Origin of the sequence: Nonomuraea sp. B5E05 (assembly GCF_039880665.1) — a bacterium.
Taxonomy (GTDB): domain Bacteria; phylum Actinomycetota; class Actinomycetes; order Streptosporangiales; family Streptosporangiaceae; genus Nonomuraea.
In genome coordinates this window covers 81,458-101,613 of record NZ_JBDPMJ010000014.1, presented here as the reverse complement: position 1 = coordinate 101,613, position 20,156 = coordinate 81,458, and the positions used below count along the sequence as shown (strand labels likewise).

General features: G+C 71.7%; 19 protein-coding genes. 12 read left to right on the top strand and 7 right to left on the bottom strand.

What is annotated here, in order from left to right:
* Nucleotides 1–43 precede the first annotated feature (43 nt).
* Both ABGB01_RS25430 and ABGB01_RS25425 read left to right on the top strand, forming a co-directional pair.
* On the top strand, nt 44–1,189 hold the full coding sequence (locus ABGB01_RS25430) for a sensor histidine kinase (protein ID WP_347776050.1): 1,146 nt from the start codon (nt 44–46) through the stop codon (nt 1,187–1,189).
* Nucleotides 1,190–1,198: 9 nt separating this feature from the next.
* Nucleotides 1,199–1,843: a response regulator transcription factor gene (locus ABGB01_RS25425; protein WP_347776049.1), complete on the top strand. Its 645-nt coding sequence runs from the start codon at nt 1,199–1,201 to the stop codon at nt 1,841–1,843.
* Between the two features lie 16 nt (nt 1,844–1,859).
* Here the strand turns inward: ABGB01_RS25425 and ABGB01_RS25420 are convergent, their stop codons facing one another.
* Nucleotides 1,860–2,543 (bottom strand): DUF2786 domain-containing protein, encoded by a 684-nt coding sequence (locus ABGB01_RS25420; RefSeq protein WP_347776048.1) that lies wholly within the window; start codon nt 2,541–2,543, stop codon nt 1,860–1,862.
* A 21-nt stretch (nt 2,544–2,564) separates the two neighbouring features.
* Nucleotides 2,565–3,803: a hypothetical protein gene (locus ABGB01_RS25415; protein WP_347776047.1), complete on the bottom strand. Its 1,239-nt coding sequence runs from the start codon at nt 3,801–3,803 to the stop codon at nt 2,565–2,567.
* Nucleotides 3,804–4,226: 423 nt separating this feature from the next.
* On the opposite strand from ABGB01_RS25415, the gene ABGB01_RS25410 reads away from it, so the two are divergent.
* From ABGB01_RS25410 to ABGB01_RS25400, 3 genes are all read left to right on the top strand, one after another.
* Nucleotides 4,227–5,405: a cytochrome P450 gene (locus ABGB01_RS25410; protein WP_347776046.1), complete on the top strand. Its 1,179-nt coding sequence runs from the start codon at nt 4,227–4,229 to the stop codon at nt 5,403–5,405.
* A gap of 18 nt (nt 5,406–5,423) precedes the next feature.
* Entirely contained in the window at nt 5,424–6,194 is a 771-nt protein-coding gene (locus ABGB01_RS25405; RefSeq protein ID WP_347776045.1) for an HAD family hydrolase, read from the top strand.
* Nucleotides 6,195–6,326: 132 nt separating this feature from the next.
* Entirely contained in the window at nt 6,327–6,590 is a 264-nt protein-coding gene (locus ABGB01_RS25400; protein ID WP_347648953.1) for a DUF4031 domain-containing protein, read from the top strand.
* Here ABGB01_RS25400 and ABGB01_RS25395 read toward each other — a convergent pair.
* On the bottom strand, nt 6,543–7,175 hold the full coding sequence (locus tag ABGB01_RS25395) for a metal-dependent phosphohydrolase (RefSeq protein WP_347776044.1): 633 nt from the start codon (nt 7,173–7,175) through the stop codon (nt 6,543–6,545). The genes ABGB01_RS25400 and ABGB01_RS25395 overlap by 48 nt on opposite strands.
* Nucleotides 7,176–7,284: 109 nt before the next feature.
* On the opposite strand from ABGB01_RS25395, the gene ABGB01_RS25390 reads away from it, so the two are divergent.
* The 3 genes from ABGB01_RS25390 to ABGB01_RS25380 all read left to right on the top strand — a co-directional run bounded on the left by ABGB01_RS25390 (nt 7,285) and on the right by ABGB01_RS25380 (nt 10,422).
* Nucleotides 7,285–8,445 (top strand): alpha-hydroxy acid oxidase, encoded by a 1,161-nt coding sequence (locus ABGB01_RS25390; protein ID WP_347776043.1) that lies wholly within the window; start codon nt 7,285–7,287, stop codon nt 8,443–8,445.
* Between the two features lie 110 nt (nt 8,446–8,555).
* The gene (locus ABGB01_RS25385; RefSeq protein ID WP_347776042.1) at nt 8,556–8,975 is read left to right on the top strand and encodes a hypothetical protein; all 420 of its coding nucleotides are present in this window, start codon (nt 8,556–8,558) and stop codon (nt 8,973–8,975) included.
* A 181-nt stretch (nt 8,976–9,156) separates the two neighbouring features.
* Nucleotides 9,157–10,422: a hypothetical protein gene (locus ABGB01_RS25380; RefSeq protein ID WP_347776041.1), complete on the top strand. Its 1,266-nt coding sequence runs from the start codon at nt 9,157–9,159 to the stop codon at nt 10,420–10,422.
* Nucleotide 10,423: 1 nt separating this feature from the next.
* On the opposite strand, the gene ABGB01_RS25375 is transcribed toward ABGB01_RS25380, so the two are convergent.
* The gene (locus tag ABGB01_RS25375; RefSeq protein ID WP_347776040.1) at nt 10,424–11,002 is read right to left on the bottom strand and encodes a sigma-70 family RNA polymerase sigma factor; all 579 of its coding nucleotides are present in this window, start codon (nt 11,000–11,002) and stop codon (nt 10,424–10,426) included.
* A gap of 182 nt (nt 11,003–11,184) precedes the next feature.
* On the opposite strand from ABGB01_RS25375, the gene ABGB01_RS25370 reads away from it, so the two are divergent.
* Genes ABGB01_RS25370 through ABGB01_RS25360 form a run of 3 tightly spaced genes read left to right on the top strand, consistent with a single transcriptional unit; the run spans nt 11,185 to nt 16,416 of the window.
* Nucleotides 11,185–11,889, top strand: coding sequence for a Crp/Fnr family transcriptional regulator (locus ABGB01_RS25370; RefSeq protein ID WP_347776039.1), 705 nt, complete (start codon nt 11,185–11,187; stop codon nt 11,887–11,889).
* Nucleotides 11,890–11,911: 22 nt separating this feature from the next.
* Nucleotides 11,912–13,213 (top strand): oxygenase MpaB family protein, encoded by a 1,302-nt coding sequence (locus ABGB01_RS25365; RefSeq protein ID WP_347776038.1) that lies wholly within the window; start codon nt 11,912–11,914, stop codon nt 13,211–13,213.
* Nucleotides 13,210–16,416, top strand: coding sequence for an AAA family ATPase (locus ABGB01_RS25360; protein ID WP_347776037.1), 3,207 nt, complete (start codon nt 13,210–13,212; stop codon nt 16,414–16,416). Before ABGB01_RS25365 ends, ABGB01_RS25360 begins: the two co-directional genes overlap by 4 nt.
* Here ABGB01_RS25360 and ABGB01_RS25355 read toward each other — a convergent pair.
* The 3 genes from ABGB01_RS25355 to ABGB01_RS25345 all read right to left on the bottom strand — a co-directional run bounded on the left by ABGB01_RS25355 (nt 16,409) and on the right by ABGB01_RS25345 (nt 19,338).
* The gene (locus ABGB01_RS25355) at nt 16,409–17,275 is read right to left on the bottom strand and encodes a hypothetical protein (protein WP_347776036.1); all 867 of its coding nucleotides are present in this window, start codon (nt 17,273–17,275) and stop codon (nt 16,409–16,411) included. The two genes, ABGB01_RS25360 and ABGB01_RS25355, sit on opposite strands and share 8 nt — an antisense overlap.
* 91 nt (nt 17,276–17,366) lie before the next feature.
* The gene (locus tag ABGB01_RS25350) at nt 17,367–18,110 is read right to left on the bottom strand and encodes an SDR family oxidoreductase (protein ID WP_347776035.1); all 744 of its coding nucleotides are present in this window, start codon (nt 18,108–18,110) and stop codon (nt 17,367–17,369) included.
* 196 nt (nt 18,111–18,306) lie between these two features.
* Nucleotides 18,307–19,338: a hypothetical protein gene (locus tag ABGB01_RS25345; RefSeq protein ID WP_347776034.1), complete on the bottom strand. Its 1,032-nt coding sequence runs from the start codon at nt 19,336–19,338 to the stop codon at nt 18,307–18,309.
* Between the two features lie 469 nt (nt 19,339–19,807).
* On the opposite strand from ABGB01_RS25345, the gene ABGB01_RS25340 reads away from it, so the two are divergent.
* Nucleotides 19,808–20,149: a hypothetical protein gene (locus ABGB01_RS25340; protein ID WP_347776033.1), complete on the top strand. Its 342-nt coding sequence runs from the start codon at nt 19,808–19,810 to the stop codon at nt 20,147–20,149.
* Nucleotides 20,150–20,156 lie beyond the last annotated feature (7 nt).

Sequence of the window (20,156 nt, the reverse complement as noted above, 5' to 3'; positions counted from 1 at the left end):
GGGGTGAGCCTTGCGCATAAGCCTCGCGCTCCTCGCCCGGCAGTTGTCCGCGCTGGACTCCCGGCTGATCGACGGCACGCTCGCGACCGCGCTCGTCGTCGGCAGCTGGGCATGGGAGACCCTCGAGCAGGGCAAGGGGCACCCGCCCACGCCCCTGTCCATGACACTGACCGTGCTGGTGAACGCACCGCTGACATGGCGCAGGCGAGCCCCGTTCACGGTCCTGGTCGTCTCGGTGGGAGCGTCGCTGACGTATCACTTCCTGGGCTACCACATGGGGCTCAACAGCATCGGCCCGCTGGTGGCGCTTTACTCCGTGGCCGCGCATGCCTCCCGGAAGGCCACCGGGGTCGGGGCAGTGCTGGTGATCGCCGAGTGGACGCACAGTTCGGCCAACCAGCCCGGTGTGGCGCTGTGGTCGGCGTTAGGCCAGTCGATCATCGTGGCGGTCTGGGCGGTCAGCACGGGAATCGTCGTGCAACTACTGGTCGAGCGCGGCAGGCAACTTGCCGAGGAACATGACGCCGCCGCTCGAAGAGCGGTCGTCTACGAGCGCGTACGCATAGCCCGCGAATTACACGACGTCGTCGCCCACCACATGTCAGTCATTTCCGTGCAGGCCGGGCTCGGCCGTTACGTCGCCCTGTCGGACCCCGCCACCGCGCACACCACGCTGGGCGTCATCGCCGACGCCAGCCACGAAGCGCTGGCCGAAGTGCGGCGTCTGCTGTCGATCCTGCGCCCGGAGGCCCCCGACCATGATGACGAAACGCCGTACACGACAATGCCCGGACTGCGCAGCCTCGACGCTCTGGTCCAGCGTATGCGCGCGGCCGGGCTCACCATACGCTTGACCGTCGACGGGGAGCCGAGGACGCTCCCTCCTGGACTGGATCTGTGCGCCTACCGCATCGTCCAGGAGTCACTGACAAATGTCCTCAAACACGCCGGGCCCGCGCACGTGGACATCCGCCTGACGTACGAGCCCGACGCGCTGAACCTGCGTGTTACCGACGACGGCCCGGGGGCGGTGCCCGGCGCTCGACCCGGTGGACATGGGTTGATCGGTATGACGGAACGTGTCACCCTCTACGGGGGAATGATCCATGCGGGATCGCCTCCGGGGGGAGGGTTCGACGTACTGGCGACTTTCCCGCTCTTCCCGTCTGAGGAGGGCCGACTGACCTGAGGCAGGGCGATGGTCGACGTCATGGTGGTGGACGATCAAGTGCTGATCCGAGCCGGCCTAGCCTCACTGCTGCGGGCCGCAGGGCTGAACGTGGTGGGCGAGGCCGCCGACGGTGAACAAGCCATACGCATGGCCGCCGAGCTCAGGCCCGAGGTGATCCTCATGGACATCCGCATGCCCGGCATGGACGGCATCACCGCCCTGGAACACATCGTGGCGGCTGAAGGACCGCCGCCTAAAGTACTCATCCTGACCACATTCAACCTGGACGAGTACATCTACAACGCGTTGCGCCTGGGCGCCAGCGGCTTCCTCCTGAAGGACACCCCTCCAGAGCGGATCATCTCCGCCATCCACGCCGTCGCCGCGGGCGACGTGCTCCTGGCTCCCAACGTCACCAGGCGTTTGATCGAAGCGTTCATCGTCCCGGCCGCACCCGCCGCGCCGCTCCACGCCCTGACCGCCCGCGAGACCGAGGTGCTGCGCCTGGTGGGGCACGCCCTGTCCAACAAGGAGATCGCCGAACGGCTGTCGGTGAGCGAGGGCACAATCAAGACCCATCTCAACCGCGTGATGGCCAAACTGGGCCTGACCAGCCGGGCCCAGGCGGTCGCGCTGACCTACGACAGCGGCCTGGTCAGGCCCACCCGCTGAAACGGCCGCGGTCAGGTCACCTCCGCGGCGAGAACCCGGCCACCGCCGCGCGGCCGATGTCCGCGTGGCGACCCGCGGCGACCCCGTCGCGGTAGCCGGTGCCGCTCGTCCTGGGCACGCTCATCCGGATGTCCGGGTAGCGGGCCGCCACCACCCGCTCCACCTCGGCCCTGCGGTCGGCCAGCACCACCGCCGTCCCGGTGCCGGCGGACTCGGCCTCGGCGCGGGACTCGGCCTCACACAGCAGCCGGTAGACCTCGTCGGTGAACCCGAGCAACCACGACCGCCGGTAGGCCCGCACGGCCGTGATCCCCTCGGGGAGCCGTACGCGCGCGAGCCCCGAGGCCATCTGCAGCAGCAGCGAGGTGGCCAGCAGGTCGGCGCGTTCGAGGTCGGCGGCGAACCCGAACACGTGCACCCGCTGCCCGCCCTCACCCCGCCCGATGAGCAGGGGCCGGCACCGCACCGCCTGGGCGACCAGGCTGACGAGGCGGGCCTTCTCCCTGGCCCACGGGTGGGGCAGGGAGACGATGCGGTCGCCGGGCGTCTGGCGGGTGCCCGCGGGAGGAAGCGCGTCGATGCCGTGCCTGGCCATGAGCGCCGACGCGGCCGCCATGAAGGTCGCCCGCTCGTGCTCGTTGTCGGTGCGTTCGGCCTTGGCCAGGAGTTTCCTGACACGTTCCAGCGTGCGCTCCCGCAACGGTGCTCCTCCAACGACGCCTCAGGACTTCGTCAGCACCCTCCCGTCGGCCCCCAGCGCGGGGAAGGCGCCCGTGTCGACGATGCCGTGCTGGTGGTACAGAGCCTCGATGAGGGCGTGTGCCTGCGGCTCCAGCTTCCAGAGAGCACGATACTCGCGCGCCGTGGCCAGCGAGATGCCGATCTCCTGGGCGATGTCGACGGTGCGCGGCACGATGCCCTTGGCGATCTGCCGATCCCAGAAGCCGCGCGCGGCCCGCATCAGGGCGGCCCGCTCGGCGGTGCTGACCACCTGCGGGGTGGCGTCGAGCACCTCGACGTCCTCGTCCTCGTCCTCGACGAGTTCGGCCAGCGCGGGCGGCAGGGCGGGGCGGGCGGGCACTGGCTGGTGGTCGGCCTGCGGCTCCCAGGGGACGCGGGGGTCGGCGTCGATGAGGGCGGAGGTGTTGTAGAGGGCGGCGATCTGGGCCAGCAGGGCCTCCTGGCGGCTCTGGTCCACGGCCAGCCCGGTGTGCTCGACGGCCTGGTCCATGGCCTTGTCGAGCTTGCTCAGCGCGCCGCGTATCTTCCGCTCGGACGCCCCTCCCTCGCGCAACGCCTTGGCCCGCTTGGCGGCCAGCGCGACGCGGGTCAGCCTGCGGTGGGCGTCGACCTCGCTGGCCGTACGGTCGCTGACCTCGGCCAGGCCCATCCTGACCATCAGCCGCTCGGGCGTCAGCCGCCAGTTGATGCGGCCGGTGCCGCGGATGCGGTGGCGTTCGATGGCCATGCCGCGCTCCCACAGCCAGGCGGCCACCAGCGGGGCGGCCAGCCTGAACAGCGCCTCGGGCGCGCTGCGCGCGTCCATGCTGGACAGGACGGCGGTCAGGCAGGTCAGCGCCCACACGGCGATGCCGTCGATCCCGGCGGAGAAGTTCTCGCGCATGTTGCGGCGGGCGCGCACGGCGGAGGTGATGATCGCGACCTCGATGAACGCGAACAGCAGCAGCCGCAGCGGCCCGTCGAGCCCCAGCACGTCGCCGGAGAAGCGCCACATGCCCTGCGCCGACACGCCTGTGGCGATGGACGCGGCCACGATGGTCAGCACGTCCTCGACGGGACGCCGGGCCACGTATCGGGCGAACAACCAGGCGACCGCACGCCAGACGACCCTGATGACCAGGAACGCCAGCGCGAGCCCGGCCAGGCTGAGCAGCGCGATGACAGCGGTGGCGAGCGGCTTCTCTGTGACGAAGGCTGCTATTTCCTCGAATGTCGGCATCAGTCACTATCCGTGGGGGCTCTAACTCCGGCTCTATGCGACGAGATCATCGCAGAATGTCGCCATCTTGTACGCCAAACGGCATCTGCCGCCCCATTTTGCCCAGCTTTCACCCCAGTTCCGACGCTTGATCGACTCCGGAAAACCCGTACGAGGCGACCGGGGACACCCCCGGCGGCCCTCTGCCTGCCATCGTCCGGACGGTCCGTCCAGCCCACGATCGGGTAACCCGGCTGTCACATAAGGTGAGCGCCGGGAGCAGCGGGCCCGTCCGCGGGCGGAGCCGTAGGGTAGGGGACGAACTCCACCGGGTCGAGAACAAATTCCTCCTTTGGTAGGGCAACAGTCGCCTTTCCGGATGGGACCATCTATGGAGGGGTTTATCCCGACATGGTGTGATGCATCCCAGCAGGACGGATATTGATGGCAGACAACGAGTTCCCTCTCGTCCAGTTCATGCGTGACGGGTTCGATCCCGTGGGTGAGCTCGGCCGCATCCGGGCCGAGCACCCCGTCTTCCCGATGGAGATCCCCGGCGGTCAGACCGTTTACCTGGTCACCCGCTGGGAGGACGTGCGCGGCGTCCTCGGCGACCACGAACGCTTCAGCAACGACTTCGCCGGGGTCATCGGGCTCGGATCCAACCAGGAGGACCCGGGCGGCCTGGGCTTCCGCGACCCGCCCGAGCACACCCGGCTGCGCAAGTTCCTGACGCCCGAGTTCACCGTGCGGCGGCTGCGCAGGCTGGAGCCGCGGATCGAGGCCATGGTCGAGGAGGCCCTCGACCGCATCGAGGCCAAGGGCGCCGAGAGCATGCCGGTCGACCTGGTCGAGGAGTTCGCGCTGCCGATCCCGTCCCTCGTCGTGTGCGAGCTGCTCGGCGTCCCGTACGACGAGCGCGCCGACTTCGTGAAGCTCAGCAAGGACCGCTTCGACTTCACCGCCGGTCCCGAGGCGTCCCTTCAGGCGATCAACGACGCGATGGCGTACCTCACGGACCTCGTGGCCAGGGAGCGCCGGCAGCCGGGCGAGGGGCTGCTCGGGCAGTTGCTGCGCGACCACGGCGACGAGCTCGACGACCGCACTCTCGCCAGCATGGCCGACGGCCTGCTGACCGGTGGCCACGACACCAGCACGAGCATGCTCGCGCTCGGCACCCTCTGGCTGCTGCGCAACCCCGAGCAGGCCGCCAAGGTGCGCGAGGTCGACGGCTACGTCAACGACGTCGTCGAGGAGCTGCTGCGCTACATGACGGTCGTGCAGGTCGCCTTCCCGCGCTTCGCCCGCGACGACATGGAGCTGCACGGCGTGCCGATCAAGAAGGGCGAGATGGTGCTCTGCTCGCTGACCGGCGCCAACCGCGACCCCGGCCTGGGCGACGACATCGACGCCGTCCGGCCCGGCCGCGACGTCGCGGGTTCGCACATGGCGTTCGGCCACGGCATCCACCGCTGCATCGGAGCGCCGCTGGCGCAGATGGAGATGCGCATCGCCTTCCCGGCGCTGCTGCGCCGCTTCCCCGGCCTGCGCGTGGCGGGCGAGGTGCCGTTCAGGGAACTCGCCATCGTGTACGGCGTGAAAGAGCTACCCGTCGCCTGGTAGAGCGGTTACGTTCGCACTGTGAACGAGCGCAGCGCGAACGAGCCCGTCATCGACCTGGGCATGATCGGCGCCGTCGTGTTCGACACCGACGGCGTGGTGACCGACACCGCCCGGGGGCACGCGGCCGCCTGGAAGCACGTGTTCGACGCCTTCCTGCGCGGCCGCTCGGCGCCCTTCGACGTCCGCGACGACTACCTCCGCCACGTCGACGGGCGTCCCCGGCTCGACGGCATCCGCACCTTCCTGACCGCGCGCGGCATCACGGTGCCCGAGGGCGCGCCCGACGACGAGCCCGGCGCGCCGACCGTGCACGGGCTCGGCCTGGCCAAGGACCAGATCTTCATGGCCCAGGTGGACAAATACGGCGTGGCCGCCTTCCCGTCCACGGTCGCGCTGCTGCACGAGCTGCGGCGGCGGGGAGCGCGTACGGCGGCCGTGTCGGCCAGCCTGCACGGCCGCAGGCTGGTGGCCGCGGCGGGCGTCACGCACCTGTTCGACCTGCTGGTCGACGGCAACGACGCGGCCCTGATGAACCTGCCGGGCAAGCCCGACCCCGCCCTGTTCCTCGAGGCCGTACGCCGCCTCGACCTGCCCGCCGCCAAGGCCGCGGTGGTCGAGGCGGCGCTTCCCGGCGTCGAGGCGGGCAGGAAGGGCGGCTTCGGGCTGGTGATCGCGGTCGCCAGGGACGGCGGCGGCGCGGCCGAGCTGCACGTGCACGGCGCCGAGATCGTGCTGTCCGACCTGGGCGAACTGGCCGTGCGCGGCCGGGTCCTGCCCGTCCGGCGCTGAGGCGGCGGGCCCGACCCGGCGGCCCATGGTGGCCCCTGGTCCTGCCCGTCCGGCGCTGACCCGGCGGCCCATCTCCTCCGCGTCCGATCCCGCCCGGCCTGGGGCCGCGGCGTCCTTCTATTCTTGAGGGTCGTGACCGTCCTCATCGACCCGCCCAACTGGCCGGGGCCGCGCGGCCTCATGTGGTCGCACCTGGTCAGCGACAGCTCGCTGCGGGAGCTGCACGACTTCGCGCTGCGGCTCGGGGTGCCGGAGCGGGCGTTCGACCGTGATCACTACGACGTGCCGGAGACCGTGCACGCCCGCGCGGTGTCGCTGGGCGCCCAGGCTGTCAGCTCCCGCGAGCTGCTACAGCGGCTCGTCGCCGCCGGCCTGCGCCGCCGCAAGCGCCGATAGCTCGGCGGCCAGGTTGGCACGGGCGGCCTCCTCCCACCACTCGCGCGCCCGCGCCGTGCGGTAGAGGGACGGCCCGGCCAGCAGCCGGCGCAGCACCTCGGAGCGCCCCTCGGCGAACAGGTCGCCGGGCACGTGGGCGTACTCCTCGCGGACGGCCGCGGCGTAGCCGGCGTAATCCGGGCCGCCGAGGACTGCGAGGTCGGCGTCGCACAGGACGGCGCCGTCGCGGTCGCCGTCGGCCAGCGTGTCGTGGGCGGCCGTCAGGCGTACCAGCCTGGCCACCTCGGCGACGCGGCCGGCGGGCACGCCGCACCTGGGCAGCCTCGACTGCGCGAGCTGGGCGCTGCGCTCCTCGTCCCAGAACGGCCTGCCGTCGTAGACGGCGTCGTGGAACCAGGCGGCCAGCAGCACCGCCGCGGGATCGTCCGCGTCTCCGGCCAGCCGGCGGGCGGCCGCGAGCACGGCGGCCAGATGGCCGAGGGTGTGGTAGCGGCGGTGCGGCTCCGACCAGCGGGCGACCAGTTCCGCCCCGGTGGCGAGGCTCGCGGGCGAGCCGCCCGCGAGCGCGGTCCAGTCGTCGATCACCATCCCACCGTACGCGGTTCGTCCAGGATCGTTTGGTAACGTCCTGGTCATCGACGCCACACCGAAGCAGCCGCGGCGCCTGCCCCGCTGGCGGGAGCTGCGCGCCGTCATGCCCGGCCGGCCCCCCTGGTCCGCGGCGCAGCGCATCGCGGGCGCCGCCGACGTGGCCGGCCTGCGGCTGCTGGCCAGGCGGCGGGCTCCGCGGATGGTGTTCGACTACGTCGACGGCGCGGCCGAGGGCGAGCGGTCGATGGCCAGGGCGCTGGAGGCGTTCGAGCGGGTGGAGTTCAGTCCCCGCGTGCTGCGCGACGTCGCCGAGGCCCCGACCGCGGTCGAGATCCTGGGGCGGCGGATCGCGATGCCGGTCGTGCTCGGCCCCACCGGCTTCACCCGCATGATGCACCGCGAGGGCGAGCCGGCGGTGGCGCGGGCCGCCGAACGCGCGGGCGTCCCGTACACGCTGTCCACCATGGGCACCACCAGCGCCGGCGACGTGGCCGCCGCGGCCCCCGGCGGGTGGAACTGGTTCCAGCTGTACGTCGTCCGCGACCGCGCCCGCAACCTGGACGTCCTGTCCCTGGCGCGGGAGGCGGGCATGGACGTGCTGGTGGTGACCGTGGACGTGCCCGTGGCGGGGGCCCGGCTGCGCGATGTGCGGCACGGCCTGACCGTCCCGCCGTCCCTGCGCTGGCGGAGCGCGCTCCAGGCGGTGCGGCACCCGGCGTGGTGGTTCGACTTCCTGACCAGCGAGCCGCTCAGGTTCGCCACCGTGGACGGCGCGCCCGACGACCTTGCGGGGATCACGAACCTGATGTTCGACCCCTCGGTGACGATCAGGGACCTCGGCTGGATCCGGTCGGCGTGGCGGGGCAAGCTGCTGGTCAAGGGTGTGCAGCGGGTCGACGACGCCAAGGAGCTGGCCGCGGTGGGGGTGGACGGGATCGTCGTGTCCAACCACGGCGGGCGGCAGCTCGACCGCGCCCCCACGCCGCTGGAGCTGCTGCCCGAGGTGGTGGCCGCCGTCGGCGACCGCACCGAGGTCTTCCTCGACGGGGGCGTCCGCACGGGCGCCGATGTGGCCGCCGCGGTCGGGCTGGGCGCGAAGGCCTGCTTCATCGGCCGCGCCTACCTCTACGGGCTGATGGCGGGCGGCGAACCGGGCGTGCGCCGGGTGCTCGACCTGCTGCACGCCGAGCTCGTACGCACCCTGCAGCTGCTGGGCGTCGGCGACGTCACCGAGCTGGGCCCCGACGCGGTCCGCCTGCGCTAGACGGACGGCCGGAAGCCCGTCATTCGTCACCAGAAGGGTGCGTATTTCCCCGCCATCACCGGCGCTCTGCACCTTCGCACGGGGCACCGCCCCGCGGAGAGGAGAGCGACATGGCGACCGGGGAATTCCACGTGATGAAGGTGCCGGCCGAGCAGCTGACCGGGACTCTGCACGGTCAGGTGGTCGATCCGGGTGCTCAACCCACGAAGGTCGTGCGGCGGGGCGAGGGCTGGACCGTGGACGTGAGCTGGGAGGTCACCGGTGAGCTGGTCGACTGGCTGACGGGCTGCTGGAAGCTGGAGATCATCACCGACCGGCCGGGAGGTGGTGAGTCACGGCACCCCTCTCCGCCCATGGAGTTGACCTTCACCCCTGGTTCGGGCCGGTACACCGCTTCCGTCCCGATGCGCGGCCGGCTCAGCGCCGGCACTTATGACCTCGTGGTCAACCTCACCACGGCGACCGCCGCCGGCAGCGCGGGGGCGCTCGGCGGGTACGTCGTGCTCAGCAAGATCGTGGTGCTGGACTGAGAGCGCCGCCCCGGGAGCGCCGTCCGGGGCGGCGGATCGACGATTCGTCTGCAAGCCCGTCGCAAGCGGCGGCTCCTACGCTCCTGGCTGGCGGCCACGGGGCAGAGCCGGCCGCCGACCGTATCCGACGCCGCTGGAGCACGCTCTTCGAGGCGACGGGACCAGCAACACGGGAGACCCCATGTCCGACACTCCGATGACAGCGGACGACGTGCTGCGCATCGCGGCCTACAAGGACCGGAGCCCGGCGCTCGAAGCGATGGTCATCGCCCACAGCTACCACCGCGTCGCCGGTGACCTGGCCGCGCACCTCGGCAGGGACGCCACCAACTGGTACTGCTACGCCACCTGGACGTCCAAGGCGGTCGGGGAGAGCCTCGACCTCAGCCCCGGCTCGCCGTTCATCGAGGACGTCGGCCGCCGGCTCGGAGTGCCGCAGCGGTTCATGCGGGTGTTCAGGGCCGCGCTGCTCACCCTGCTCGGCCCCAGCTACCGGCTCGGGCTGTCGCTGGCCAACCGGGCCATCTTCCTGGAGACCGCCAGCCTCGCGGTCAACCTGTGGAACGAGACGCCCGACCGCTACCTCAGGGTGAGCCCCGAGTCCGGCCTGACGCCGACGCCGCCGCGGTTCCTGACCGACCTGCTGGCCGACGCCGACGAGCGCTACCTGAAGGACGCCGCGCAACTGCTGGTGGAGGCCCGGGAGTCCACCGACCCGGCGGCCCGGGCCGAGCTGGTGCTGGGCGCCAACATCGCGTTGTCCGCCTACGAGCAGGCACGCGCGCAGAAGGCCCTGGAACTCGTGCTCTACCGGCCCGTCAGGTGGCTGACGCGGGTGTCGTGGCGGTCGTTGCGCTCGCTGGTGACCCGGCGGCCCTTCCCCAGGTTCCGCCTCTACAGCGCGCGGCACGAGGACCAGCCGTGGCTGACGCGCCTGCTGGAGTCGGCGTGGTCCTCCCTCTACACGCGCCACATGTTCGCGGTGCGCACGCCGCTCAGCGACGTCAAGGTCGGCAGGCCGCTCACCGCGCCCGCCGGCGTCGACCTGGCCGAGGTGTGGGCGCCGATCCGGAACGAGAAGGTGCGCAAGCTGGCCGAGGAGTTCATCACCGAGGACCAGGAGGCGTCCATGGCGGGCGTCACCGACTGGGTGTCCTACCGCGACCGGATGCGCTTCATCGTCAGCTATTTCCGCGTCTACCAGAACGTCTCCGCGCTCTACGACGTCCCGTTCGCCAAGGAGATCTCCGAGGGCCTGGCGGCGGAGATGAAGCGCGGCCTGGTCCCCCAGGCGGTCAGCGACATGTTCGCCGGCGACCCGGGGCTCGGCCGCCCGCGCAAGGTCTACCGCTATCCGTCGGAGACCGATCCCGACGCGTACGAGATGGAGCACTTCGACTTCGAGCCGTTCCTGGAGGCGATCCCGCTCGGCCCGGACACGAAGTGAGTCAGTCAAGGAAGTCGCGGGTGATCTCCCGAGCCTGGAGCAGCCCGCGCAGCTTCGCGAAACAGCGGGCTCGGGTGGGCCCGATGCTCCCGACCGGCCTGCCCAGCCTGCGTGCCACGTCCACGTAGTGGGGCTCGGAGGTTTCCGTGAGCGCTCTGAACAGGACCCGCTGCGCCGCCGGCAGCTCCTCGACCAGCTCGGCCAGCGTGCCCGCCAGCCAGATCCTGGCCAGTTCCCTGTCGACGTCGTCCGTGCTGCCCAGCGAATCGAGGTCGGGCGTGCAGATCTCCTTCGTCCGCCTCGTGAGCTTGAGACACTCGCGGAAGGCGATGGTCGCCAGCCAGCCCGCCATCCGCTGGCCGTCGGTCACGCTCTTCAGGTTCTGCCAGGCCAGCAGCCAGGTGGTCTGGAGCACGTCCTGGGCGTCCTCGTGGCTGAGCCTGAACCTGCGGATGCGCGCCCTGAGCATGGGGCTGAACTCCTCGACCAGCCGCTCCCACGCCGCCGCGTCGCCGTCCTGCGCGGCCGACACCAGCGCGGCCGTGGCCGTGCCGGGACGCTCGATGGTCTCCACGTGCATGTCTGTCTTCTCCCTGCCGGTCCGGGTACTCGGGGGGCCAACCCCGTCCGGCAGGTCCACCGTGCGTCGAGCGATCTGTCCGGTCTGTTCCGGACGACACAGTACGACTGTGTTCCTCGTCACATTCCAGGCACCGGCGGCGGCTCCCTGTCCAAGCGCGGAATGCGGCCTAAAGTTCTTGCATGAAAGGGCATCTCCCCCACGACGCCGAGGCGATCGCCGCCGTGCTGGCGGAGATCCCCTTGTTCCGCGTGCTCGGAGAGAGCGGCATCCGGAGCACGGCTCAGACGGGGCTGGCGCGGAGATACCGCTCGGGGCAGATCATCTTCCACCAGGGCGACCCGGGAGAGTCCCTCTACGTCCTGCTGGACGGCCTGGTGAAGGTGGTGTTCACCACCGAGCACGGCGACGAGATCGTGCTCAACATGCTGGGCAGGGGCGACACCTTCGGCGAGATGGCGCTGCTGGACGGCTCGCCGCGCTCGGCGTCGATCGTGACCGCGCGGGCGGCGTGGGTGTTCGCGCTGCCCAGGGCGCGGCTGCTGGAACTCATGCGGGAGCACCCCGGGCTGGCCGACGAGTTCCTGCGCATGCTCGGCCACATGGTGCGCAGGCTCACCGACCAGGCGGCCGACCTGGCCTTTCTCGACCTCGGCGGGCGGCTGGCGAAGCTGCTGCTGCAACTGGCCGACAAGCACGGCCACGCCGACGGCGTGGTGGAGATGCCGGGGCTGACCCAGTCCGACCTGGCAGCGCTGATCGGCGCGTCGCGACCGGCGGTCAACCGGGCGCTGCAGTCGCTCGTGTCGCGCAATCTCATCGCCGTCCAAGGCCGGACCATCACGCTGCTGGATGTCGCCGCCCTGCGCAAACGGGGCGGCCTCTGACCGAATCTGGAGTACGGGGCATATGACGGAACAGGACGAGCGCTGGCCGGAGGAACGGTTCCGGCAGCTGAGGCAGCAGGCGGATCCCGACATCGACAAGGTGGTCGCCGACTATCTCGAGGCCCAGCCCGAGGGGAGCGGCCCGCTGGAGCTGCTCAAGGCCGTGGTCGCCGAGCTGGGACAGGCCAAGCGGGAGGCGAGGGCGCCCTCGGGAGAGCCGCCCGCCTCCGAGATCTTCGACGCCATCGACTTCGCCAAGGAACTGCCCGGCTGGGGCGACGACGCCGCGTTGCTGGCCAGGGGGCAGGCCGTGTTCGCCGACTACGGGCTCTACCAGTCGGCCGCGCTGTTCTGCAAGTGCCTGCCGATGGCGTACGTGGAGGTGTCGAGCGCCAAGGTGCTGGCCGGCGTCTCCGACCTGGCCACGCACAGCCTCACCCGGCGGGTGGCCGAGACGGGGCAGATGCTGATCGACGTGATGGGGCTGAGGGCGACCGGCAGCCTGCGTCCTGGCGGCCCCGGGCACACCACGGCGATCGGGCTGCGCATCCTGCACTCGTTCGTGCGCGCCGTGGTCGACGAGCGCTACGCCGACCACTGGGACACCGCGAGATACGGGCCCCCGGTCAACCAGGAACTTCTGCTGGCCACCATCTTCGACTTCTCGGTGGTGACGTGGGAGGCTCTGGAGCGCATGGGCGTCGTGCTGACCGAGGAAGAGCGCGCCGCCCACCTCTACACGTGGAGCGTCTTCGGCCATCTGATGGGCGTCGAGGCCTGCCGTGACAGGCCTCTCACGCTCGCCGACGTCGAGCCGGTCAGCGAGCGTCTCGGCCGCCTCTACGAATCCAGCGAGGAGGGCCGCCGGCTGATGGCCACGCTGCTGGCGGAGATGGAGGAGTTCATGCCCCTGGGGTGGCGCAAGCTGCCGCGCAGCCTGGTGCACTGGGTCTTCCGCGACGCCGCCCACCGTGCCGACCGGGTGCCCGAGCTGCTCCAGGTGCCGAAGCCCGCATGGTGGTTCACCGCCGTGTTCGCGGCGGCGCGGTCGGCGCACCGGCACTCCTGGCTGGCCGGCCCTGTCGACGGCGTGGCCCGCCGGCTGACGCGCAAGGCCGGCAGGCACATCGTCATCGCGCTGATCGACCGCCACTCCGACGGGACCGCGGCGTTCCGGATCCCCGAAGAGCTGGCCCGCGCCTGGCGGATCGGGCAGTCGCGCGCCGCGGTGGCGACCCGGGCGGTCCGCCGTGACGTCCGGGGCAGGTTGCGCGCGCCCGTGCGGGCCCTGAAAGGGCGGACGCCGCAAGGGCCGCGCGCGTGACTCCCCCGCACGCGCCCGGCGCGCTCACCACGGCGACCATCCTGTTCACCGACGTCGTGAGCTCCACCGCCCTGCGCGTCAGGGTGGGCGAGGAGCGGGCCAACGTCGTCTTCCGCCGGCTCTACCAGCTGCTGCGGTCCGTCGTGACCGCCAACGGCTCGACGTTCACCAAGAGCCTGGGCGACGGGCTGATGGCGGTGTTCGACTCGGCCACGGCCGGGCTCGACGCGATCATCGCGGTCGAGCAGGCGGTCGCCGACGAGAACGAGCGCGCCCCGGAGAAGATCTCCATCCGGGCAGCGCTCGCCGCCGGCGACGTGTGCTGGGGGCGCGACGACGTCAGCGGGCTGCCCACGGTGGAGGCGGCACGCCTGGTCGCGCTGGCCGAGGGCGGCCAGGTCCTCTGCACCGACCTGGTACGCCGGCTGGCGCAGGGGCGGGCCAGGCACGAGTTCAAGGACCTGGGCCGGCTGCCCGGCAAGGGGCTGCGGGAGCCGCTGCACACGTACGAGCTGCACTGGCAGAGCGCCGAGCACCACCAGAGCGGCGGGCCGGCGCCCTGGCTGGACGAGAACCACGTGCTGCCCTTCGTCGGCAGGGAGGAGGAACTGCGGGCGCTGGACGGCGAGCTGGCGGCTGCCGAGTTCGGCAGCGGGCTGGTGATCCTGCAGGGCGAGCCGGGGGTGGGCAAGACCCGGCTGGCCTCCGAGGTCGCCAGGCGGGCGCTCAAGCGGCAGTTCACGGTGCTCGCGGGGCGGTGCACGGATCCGGCGCGGCAGGCGTACGAACCGATCGCGGGCGCGGTCGAACGGCTGGCCCGCACCTCACCCGCGCTGCTGCTGCGGGCCGGGATCGACCAGCAGTGCGGCCAGCTCGTCCGGCTCGCGCCGTCGCTGGCCGCGCCGCCGCTGTCGCTGGAGGTGCCGCCCGCCACCGAGCCCGTCTCGGAGCGCTACCACCTGATGGCCGCGGCCCGCACGCTGATCGAACGCCTGGCCACCGTGCGGCCGGTGCTGCTGGTGATCGACGACCTGCAGTGGGCGACGCTGGAGTCGCTGCAGATGCTCAACGCCCTCATGTGGGACGCCGACGCCCTGCCCATGCTCGTCCTCGCCATGTCGCGGCCGTTGCCCGTCGAGTCGGCCATGCCGGAGCTGCACAAGGTGACCGCGGAAGGCCACGTCATCCCGGTCCCCGCCTTCGGCCTCGACGAGGTCGGTCACGCGCTGGCGCGGCTGCGCACCCGCGGCGACGCCGAGCAGTTGCACCGGATCACGGGCGGCAACGCGTTCCTGGTCAGCGAGGTGGTGAGGGAGCTGGCCGCGGGCAAGGACCTCGACGCGCTGGCCGTGCCCGACTCGGTGTCCAGGATGGCCGTGGCCCGCATGGCGCAGCTCCCTCCCGACGCGCGTGACCTGGTCAACCTGCTGGCCGTCGGCGAGCGCATGGAACCGGCCGAGCTGCGGGCCGGGCTCGACCTCGACGAGGCGCGGTTCGTGGCCGCCGTCGAGGAGGCGATGGGCGCGGGCCTGGTGAGCATGTCCGACGGCGGCTCCTGCCACTTCACGCACGAGCTGACCAGGAACGCCCTCTACGCCAACCTGTCCGCGCCGCGCGCCGGGCTGCTGCACGGCCGGGTGGCCGACGCGCTGTCGCGGACCGACCCGGACGCCATGGAGGCCCGGCCGTACGTCGTGGCCGCCCATCTGCTGGCCGCCGCCGAGCACGGCCGCGACCCCGCCCGGGTGCGCGCCGCGGCGGAGGCGGCGGTGCGCGCGGCGCAACACGCGCTGGCCGGGCTGGCCCACCGCGAGGCCGTCACCTGGTACCAGCGGGTGCTCGACCTGCTCGGCGACTTCCCCGGCACCACGCGGGAGCGGCGCGCGGAGCTGCTCATGGAGTGCGGCAGGGCGATGTGGCTGGCGGGCCACCCGGAGGCCAGGCAGACCCTGGTGCGGGCGGCCGACCTGGCCAGGGAGTGCGAGCGCCACGACCTGATCGTCATGGCCGCGCTCGGCGGCGACCGCGGCTTCTCCACCATCTCGGCGGCGCCCGACACGCAGCGCATCGCCCTGCTGACCGAGGCACGCCGGCTGGTCGACTCCACCGACGTCAGCACCAGGGCGCTGCTGGCGGCCCAGCTCGCCTCGGAGCTGATCTGGGCGCCCGACGGCGAGCGGCGCTTCGCGCTGAGCGACGAGGCGGTGGCGCTGGCCCGCAAGTCCGGCGACCCGCGCACGCTGGCCGGCGTGCTGGGGCTGCGCAGCCTGACGATCATCCCCGCCGATCCGCTGCACCAGCGGCACCGCGACGGCGACGAGATGCTGGAAGCCGCCCGCATGACGGGCGACGACCTCGCGCTGTTCCACGCGTACGTGCAGCGCACACCCCCGGTGCTCGACAGCGGCGACGCGGCCAGGGCGGCGACGCTGCTCGACCAGGCCGACGAGCTGGCGCGGCGGCTGGCGCAACCCCAGCTCAACTGGGTGATCGGCTATTCCAGGGCCGGGCTGACCCTCATGCAGGGCGACCTGGCGCTGGCCGAGGCCGAGGCGGAGGCCGCCATGCGGCTCGGCTCGGAGATCGGCCGCCGCCTGGAGGCCGTGGCCATCTACGCCGAGCAGATCGGCGAGATCCGGCGGTTGCAGGGGCGGCTGTGGGAGCTGGGCGACCGGCTGCGGCGGGCCGCCCGGGCGCCGCGCGTCGACCCGGTGCACGCGGTGCTGCGCTTCCTGTGCGAGCTGGGCGACGAGGAGGCCGCTCCCCTGCTCGACCGCATCCTGGCCGACCAGGGCGCCGAGCCGCCACGGAACATGGCCTACCGGCCCGCCCTCGACAACCTGGCCGTGGCCGCGTCCCGGCTGCGGCGGGCCGAGCTCGCAGGGCAGCTGTACGACGCGCTGGCCGCCGACGGCGAGACCTTCGGGCACGGCACGGTGGCGCACCACTGCGGCCACCACTACCTGGCGCACCTGCGCGTCGCCATGGGGGATCCGCGGCGGGCCTCCGAGCATTTCGAGGCGGCGGCCGAGGTGCACGAGCGGCGCGGGGTGCCGCTCATGCTGGCCGAGTCCCTGCTCGACTGGGCCGGCCTGCTGGCCGAGGGCGAGGTACGCGGGCCCGACCCGGCGGATCTGCGCGAGTGGTGCGGCTCGCTGCTGGCGGGCCGGGGAGCGCACCTGCTGGAACGCCGGCTCACGTGATCTGGAGGGTCTGGCCCGCTTCGATGGCGTCGCGGACGCTCCTGCTCAGGGTCTCCTGCAGCGTGTCTCCCTGGGCTTCGAGCTCGCGCAGGCCCTCGGTGTCGTCGGTGTGGGCCAGCAGGGCCCGGTACTTGTGGTTGTTGCCCAGGGCGTCCATGGCCCGCAGTGCGGCGTCGGCCTCCTGGACCCGCCCGGCGTACCGCTCCAGGCTCTCCACCCTGGCCGTCACCGACGCGACGGAGCGGCGCAGGGCCTCCTGCTGGGGTTCGAGCACGGCCAGCAGTTCGGGGGTGACGCGTCCCTGGCGGGCCTCGTCCTGCTCCTCCTGCAGGCGCGTCTGCACCCGCAGGAGCATGGCGATCTCCCAGAGCTGCCTCGGTAACAGGGTCTCGTTGGCCAGGTCGTCCAGCAGCCGCCGCCTCATGACCTGGGAGGTGTAGACGGACATGACGGCTGCTCTGGCGCGCTCCAGCAGGGCGTGTGACGGCGGGGACAGCTCGTCCACCGCCACGAACCTGTCACGGTACGGCGACCGCGCCGGGTTCCGTCCCAGCCTGGGGATGAAGCAGTCGATCACGGCCAGGCGCTCGACATCGGTGAGGGAGGGGTCGGTGACGAGGTCGACGGTACGCCGGACCCGGTCACGCTCGCGGGCGAGCCGCAGCCTCTCGTTGGCGTTGACGGCCCGGTGGTTCATGACGTCGTGCGCGACGACCAGTCCGCACAGGCCGATGGGCGCCATCAGCAGGGCGAGGAGCAGGACGCCTGATCCGAGGTGGACGTAGGCGACGAAGCCGAGCACGACGAGCGTCGCGCATCCCGCGCCGGATGCCAGCGCGTACAAGCACCCCTTGGCCACGCCGTCCCCCTCGAAGCGAGTTTCCGAAGTGTCCCTAGAAATTCACAATAACCGCCTAATTCACGGAGATCATGGGATTTGGGGTGGCTTGTCAGCGGAGGTATGAGGCGCCGTTCAGATCGAGCACCGTGCCGCTGGCCCACTCGGCGGACGGCGACGCGAGGTACAGCACGGCCGTCGCGATCTCCTCCGGCCGCGCCACCCGCCCGAACGGGCTCTGCGACCTGATCGCGTCGCCGCGCGGCGCCTTGAGGTGCTCGTTCGTCATGTCCGTCTCGACGAACCCGGGCGCCACCGAGGCCACCGCGATGCCCCGCGGGGCGAGCGCGACGGCCAGTGACTGGCCGAAGGCGTTCAGCCCCGCCTTGCTCGCGCCGTAGGCCGGGCTGTCGGGCTCGCCGCGGAAGGCGCCGCGCGAGGAGACGTTGACGATCCGGCCTCCGGCGGGCATGTGCTGGATCGCGCACCAGGTGGCGTTGGCCGCGCCCGTCAGGTTGACGTCGAGCGTCCGCCGCCAGGCGTCCTGCCACTGCTCGTAGGACATCTCGGTGATGGGGTGGTGGAGGAAGAGCCCGGCGTTGTTGACCAGGATGTCGATGCCGCCGAGGGCGCGCGCCGCCTCGTCGGTCATGCGCCGCACGCCGTCGGGGTCGGCCAGGTCGGCCTGGACGATCACATGACCCCGGCCCGGCACCTCGTCGAGCAGGCTCTGCGCCTCCTTCGCGGAGTCGCGGTGGTGGATCGCGACCCGATCTCCCTGGGCGGCGAAGGCCGCCGCGATCGCGCGTCCGATGCCTCGCGACGCGCCGGTGACAAGAACTCCACGTCCGCTCATCCGCCGCACCTTAGCAGCACGCCACCGGCGCGCCCCGCCTGCGGTCCTGTCCGCGGCACCCGATGACGCTCAGGAGCCGATCTCCTTCTTGACCCGTGTCGAGGGCCACGTCACGCCAGTCGGCGGGCGCCCTCTTGATGACCCTGACCTCCTTCATGAAGGCGCCGGCGGACGCGGGCGTTCAGGTGCGGACCGGTCAGCGGAAGTCGGAGATGCGCAGCACCGCCAGCATGTCCGTGGCCCGGGAGCCGGTCGAGAAGGAGGCCTCCGCGCCGACCCAGCCGCGAAAGGCTCCCCTGTCGTCGATGATCTGCATGAGCGGTTTGACGTGGGAGTTGCCGGTGTAGCAGAACTCACGGCGCTCCATCGCCAGGCAGGTGCACCAGTGCCACAAGGTGTCACGACGGTCGGACTTGGAGATCATCGTCAGGTAGTACTGGATGGAGCTGATGTCGGGGCGCGTTCCGCCTCCGTACTTGGGGCAGCCGCCGGACTTCTGGCACGCGCCGCGCGAGGACGGCTGCAGGTAGGTCAGGCACGAGGTGGTGCCGGTGCAGGCGCGGAAGGCGGAGTGGCCGAACGGCTGGTCGGCGGAGTTCACGAGCGTGCCGCTCGCCCAGCTCGTCAGGTCCTGCCTGAGCGAGCCGGGGAACGCCTTGACCGAGCTCATCGCGCGACGGGTGCCGAGCGCGGCGTTGCTGCCGTAGGCGTACCCGTGCGTGGCCAGCGTGCTCCGCTTGAGGTCCAGGCGGGCCAGCCTGCCGTCAGGCGAGCGCCGCACGTACCACTGCTCCGTCCACGTCTGGGCGATCTTCCACCGGATCGTGAGCACGTCGCCCGCCACGGTGTACGTCCCCGTGCGCTTCTCGCTCGGGCCGCCGGTGAAGCCCCCGGCGGTGAGCACCTCGCAGGCTCGGGGCCGCGACGCGGCACCGCCCGCCTTGGTGGTGCAGCTCGGGTCGGGGACGGTGCCGGTGCGCTGCCTGGCCTTGGGATGGCGTTGCCACCACAGGTACAGGGCGGCGCTCACCGTCCCGTCGGCGGCGAAGCGGTAGCTGCCCAGGCGGACCCAGTTCTGCCGGGAGGCGGCCTTCAGATGACCTTGTGACACGACATAGGTGGTCTTGCCGCCCGGCAGCGGCGAGGCGGAAACCGCGGCGGTGGCGGGCGGGGCGGGCAGGAGGGTGATGGCGAGCACGAAGGAGAGGACTGCGGCTGCGGTGCGCATGAAGTGACTCCGGAAGGCTTACGGGCTTGGCCGATCGTCAACAAGTCACCGTATTCGGCCCGGACCGGATGTGTCCCGCGAAACCACGGCCATGAGGCACCTGGCGTCCCGGGTTGCCTGGTGACGCATGGCGGATCCGTCCGCGGAGAACCGGCGCTCGCCGCCCGCTGATCACTCCCGCCGTCCCCCTCCGGCTGCGCATCTTTGGGGCGCGCGAAGGCGGCGGAGGGGAAATGCCGTGGCACTTCCTGATGGGCGCCGGTCGAGCGGCGGCTTCCTGTTCCGGCTGACGGGATCCGCCCTTGCGGAAGCGCTCCCACGCAGGCGAGGCCGGACTCGGGCCTGGTGGGCCCGCATCCCCCGTCAGAGGTCCGGTGGGGGGAATAGCGAGCTCATAGCTCTTTTATAGCGCTTTGGGATTCGATGGCGGTGACTACACCGATCAGGTACCTCACCGTCTGGAGATCAGATGACTCGTTTCCGCGCCCTTGGACTCCTCGCCGTATCCGTCGCCCTGGCCGGCAGCGTGACCGCCGCACCGGCCGGCGCCACCGCACGGAGCAGCGGCGCCGCGTCCTGCTCCACCACCACCAACAAGACCGGCAAATACGGCACGGTCGCTCTCAAGTGCACGACAACCTGGAAGTTCCAGGTCAGCACCTGGTGCTACAAGGAGAGCGACATCGACTCCGACCGCAGCCGCATTTATGGAGGTGTGGCACAGGGCCCGCGCCAATCGTCCTTGGTCATGTGCCGCGGCTCCTACCCCTACCGCCTCAGCACCACCTACTGGTACGAGGTCCTGGGCTAGAAGGAGG

Bases quoted from the DNA above. Each gene is read 5' to 3' on its own strand.
- ABGB01_RS25375 (WP_347776040.1), bottom strand. From the start codon at position 11,002: ATGCACGTGGAGACCATCGAGCGTCCCGGCACGGCCACGGCCGCGCTG.
- ABGB01_RS25390 (WP_347776043.1), top strand. From the start codon at position 7,285: ATGCCCGGCCGGCCCCCCTGGTCCGCGGCGCAGCGCATCGCGGGCGCC.
- ABGB01_RS25340 (WP_347776033.1), top strand. From the start codon at position 19,808: ATGACTCGTTTCCGCGCCCTTGGACTCCTCGCCGTATCCGTCGCCCTG.
- ABGB01_RS25380 (WP_347776041.1), top strand. From the start codon at position 9,157: ATGTCCGACACTCCGATGACAGCGGACGACGTGCTGCGCATCGCGGCC.
- ABGB01_RS25350 (WP_347776035.1), bottom strand. From the start codon at position 18,110: ATGAGCGGACGTGGAGTTCTTGTCACCGGCGCGTCGCGAGGCATCGGA.
- ABGB01_RS25410 (WP_347776046.1), top strand. From the start codon at position 4,227: ATGGCAGACAACGAGTTCCCTCTCGTCCAGTTCATGCGTGACGGGTTC.
- ABGB01_RS25415 (WP_347776047.1), bottom strand. From the start codon at position 3,803: ATGCCGACATTCGAGGAAATAGCAGCCTTCGTCACAGAGAAGCCGCTC.
- ABGB01_RS25365 (WP_347776038.1), top strand. From the start codon at position 11,912: ATGACGGAACAGGACGAGCGCTGGCCGGAGGAACGGTTCCGGCAGCTG.
- ABGB01_RS25425 (WP_347776049.1), top strand. From the start codon at position 1,199: ATGGTCGACGTCATGGTGGTGGACGATCAAGTGCTGATCCGAGCCGGC.
- ABGB01_RS25345 (WP_347776034.1), bottom strand. From the start codon at position 19,338: ATGCGCACCGCAGCCGCAGTCCTCTCCTTCGTGCTCGCCATCACCCTC.
- ABGB01_RS25385 (WP_347776042.1), top strand. From the start codon at position 8,556: ATGGCGACCGGGGAATTCCACGTGATGAAGGTGCCGGCCGAGCAGCTG.
- ABGB01_RS25370 (WP_347776039.1), top strand. From the start codon at position 11,185: ATGAAAGGGCATCTCCCCCACGACGCCGAGGCGATCGCCGCCGTGCTG.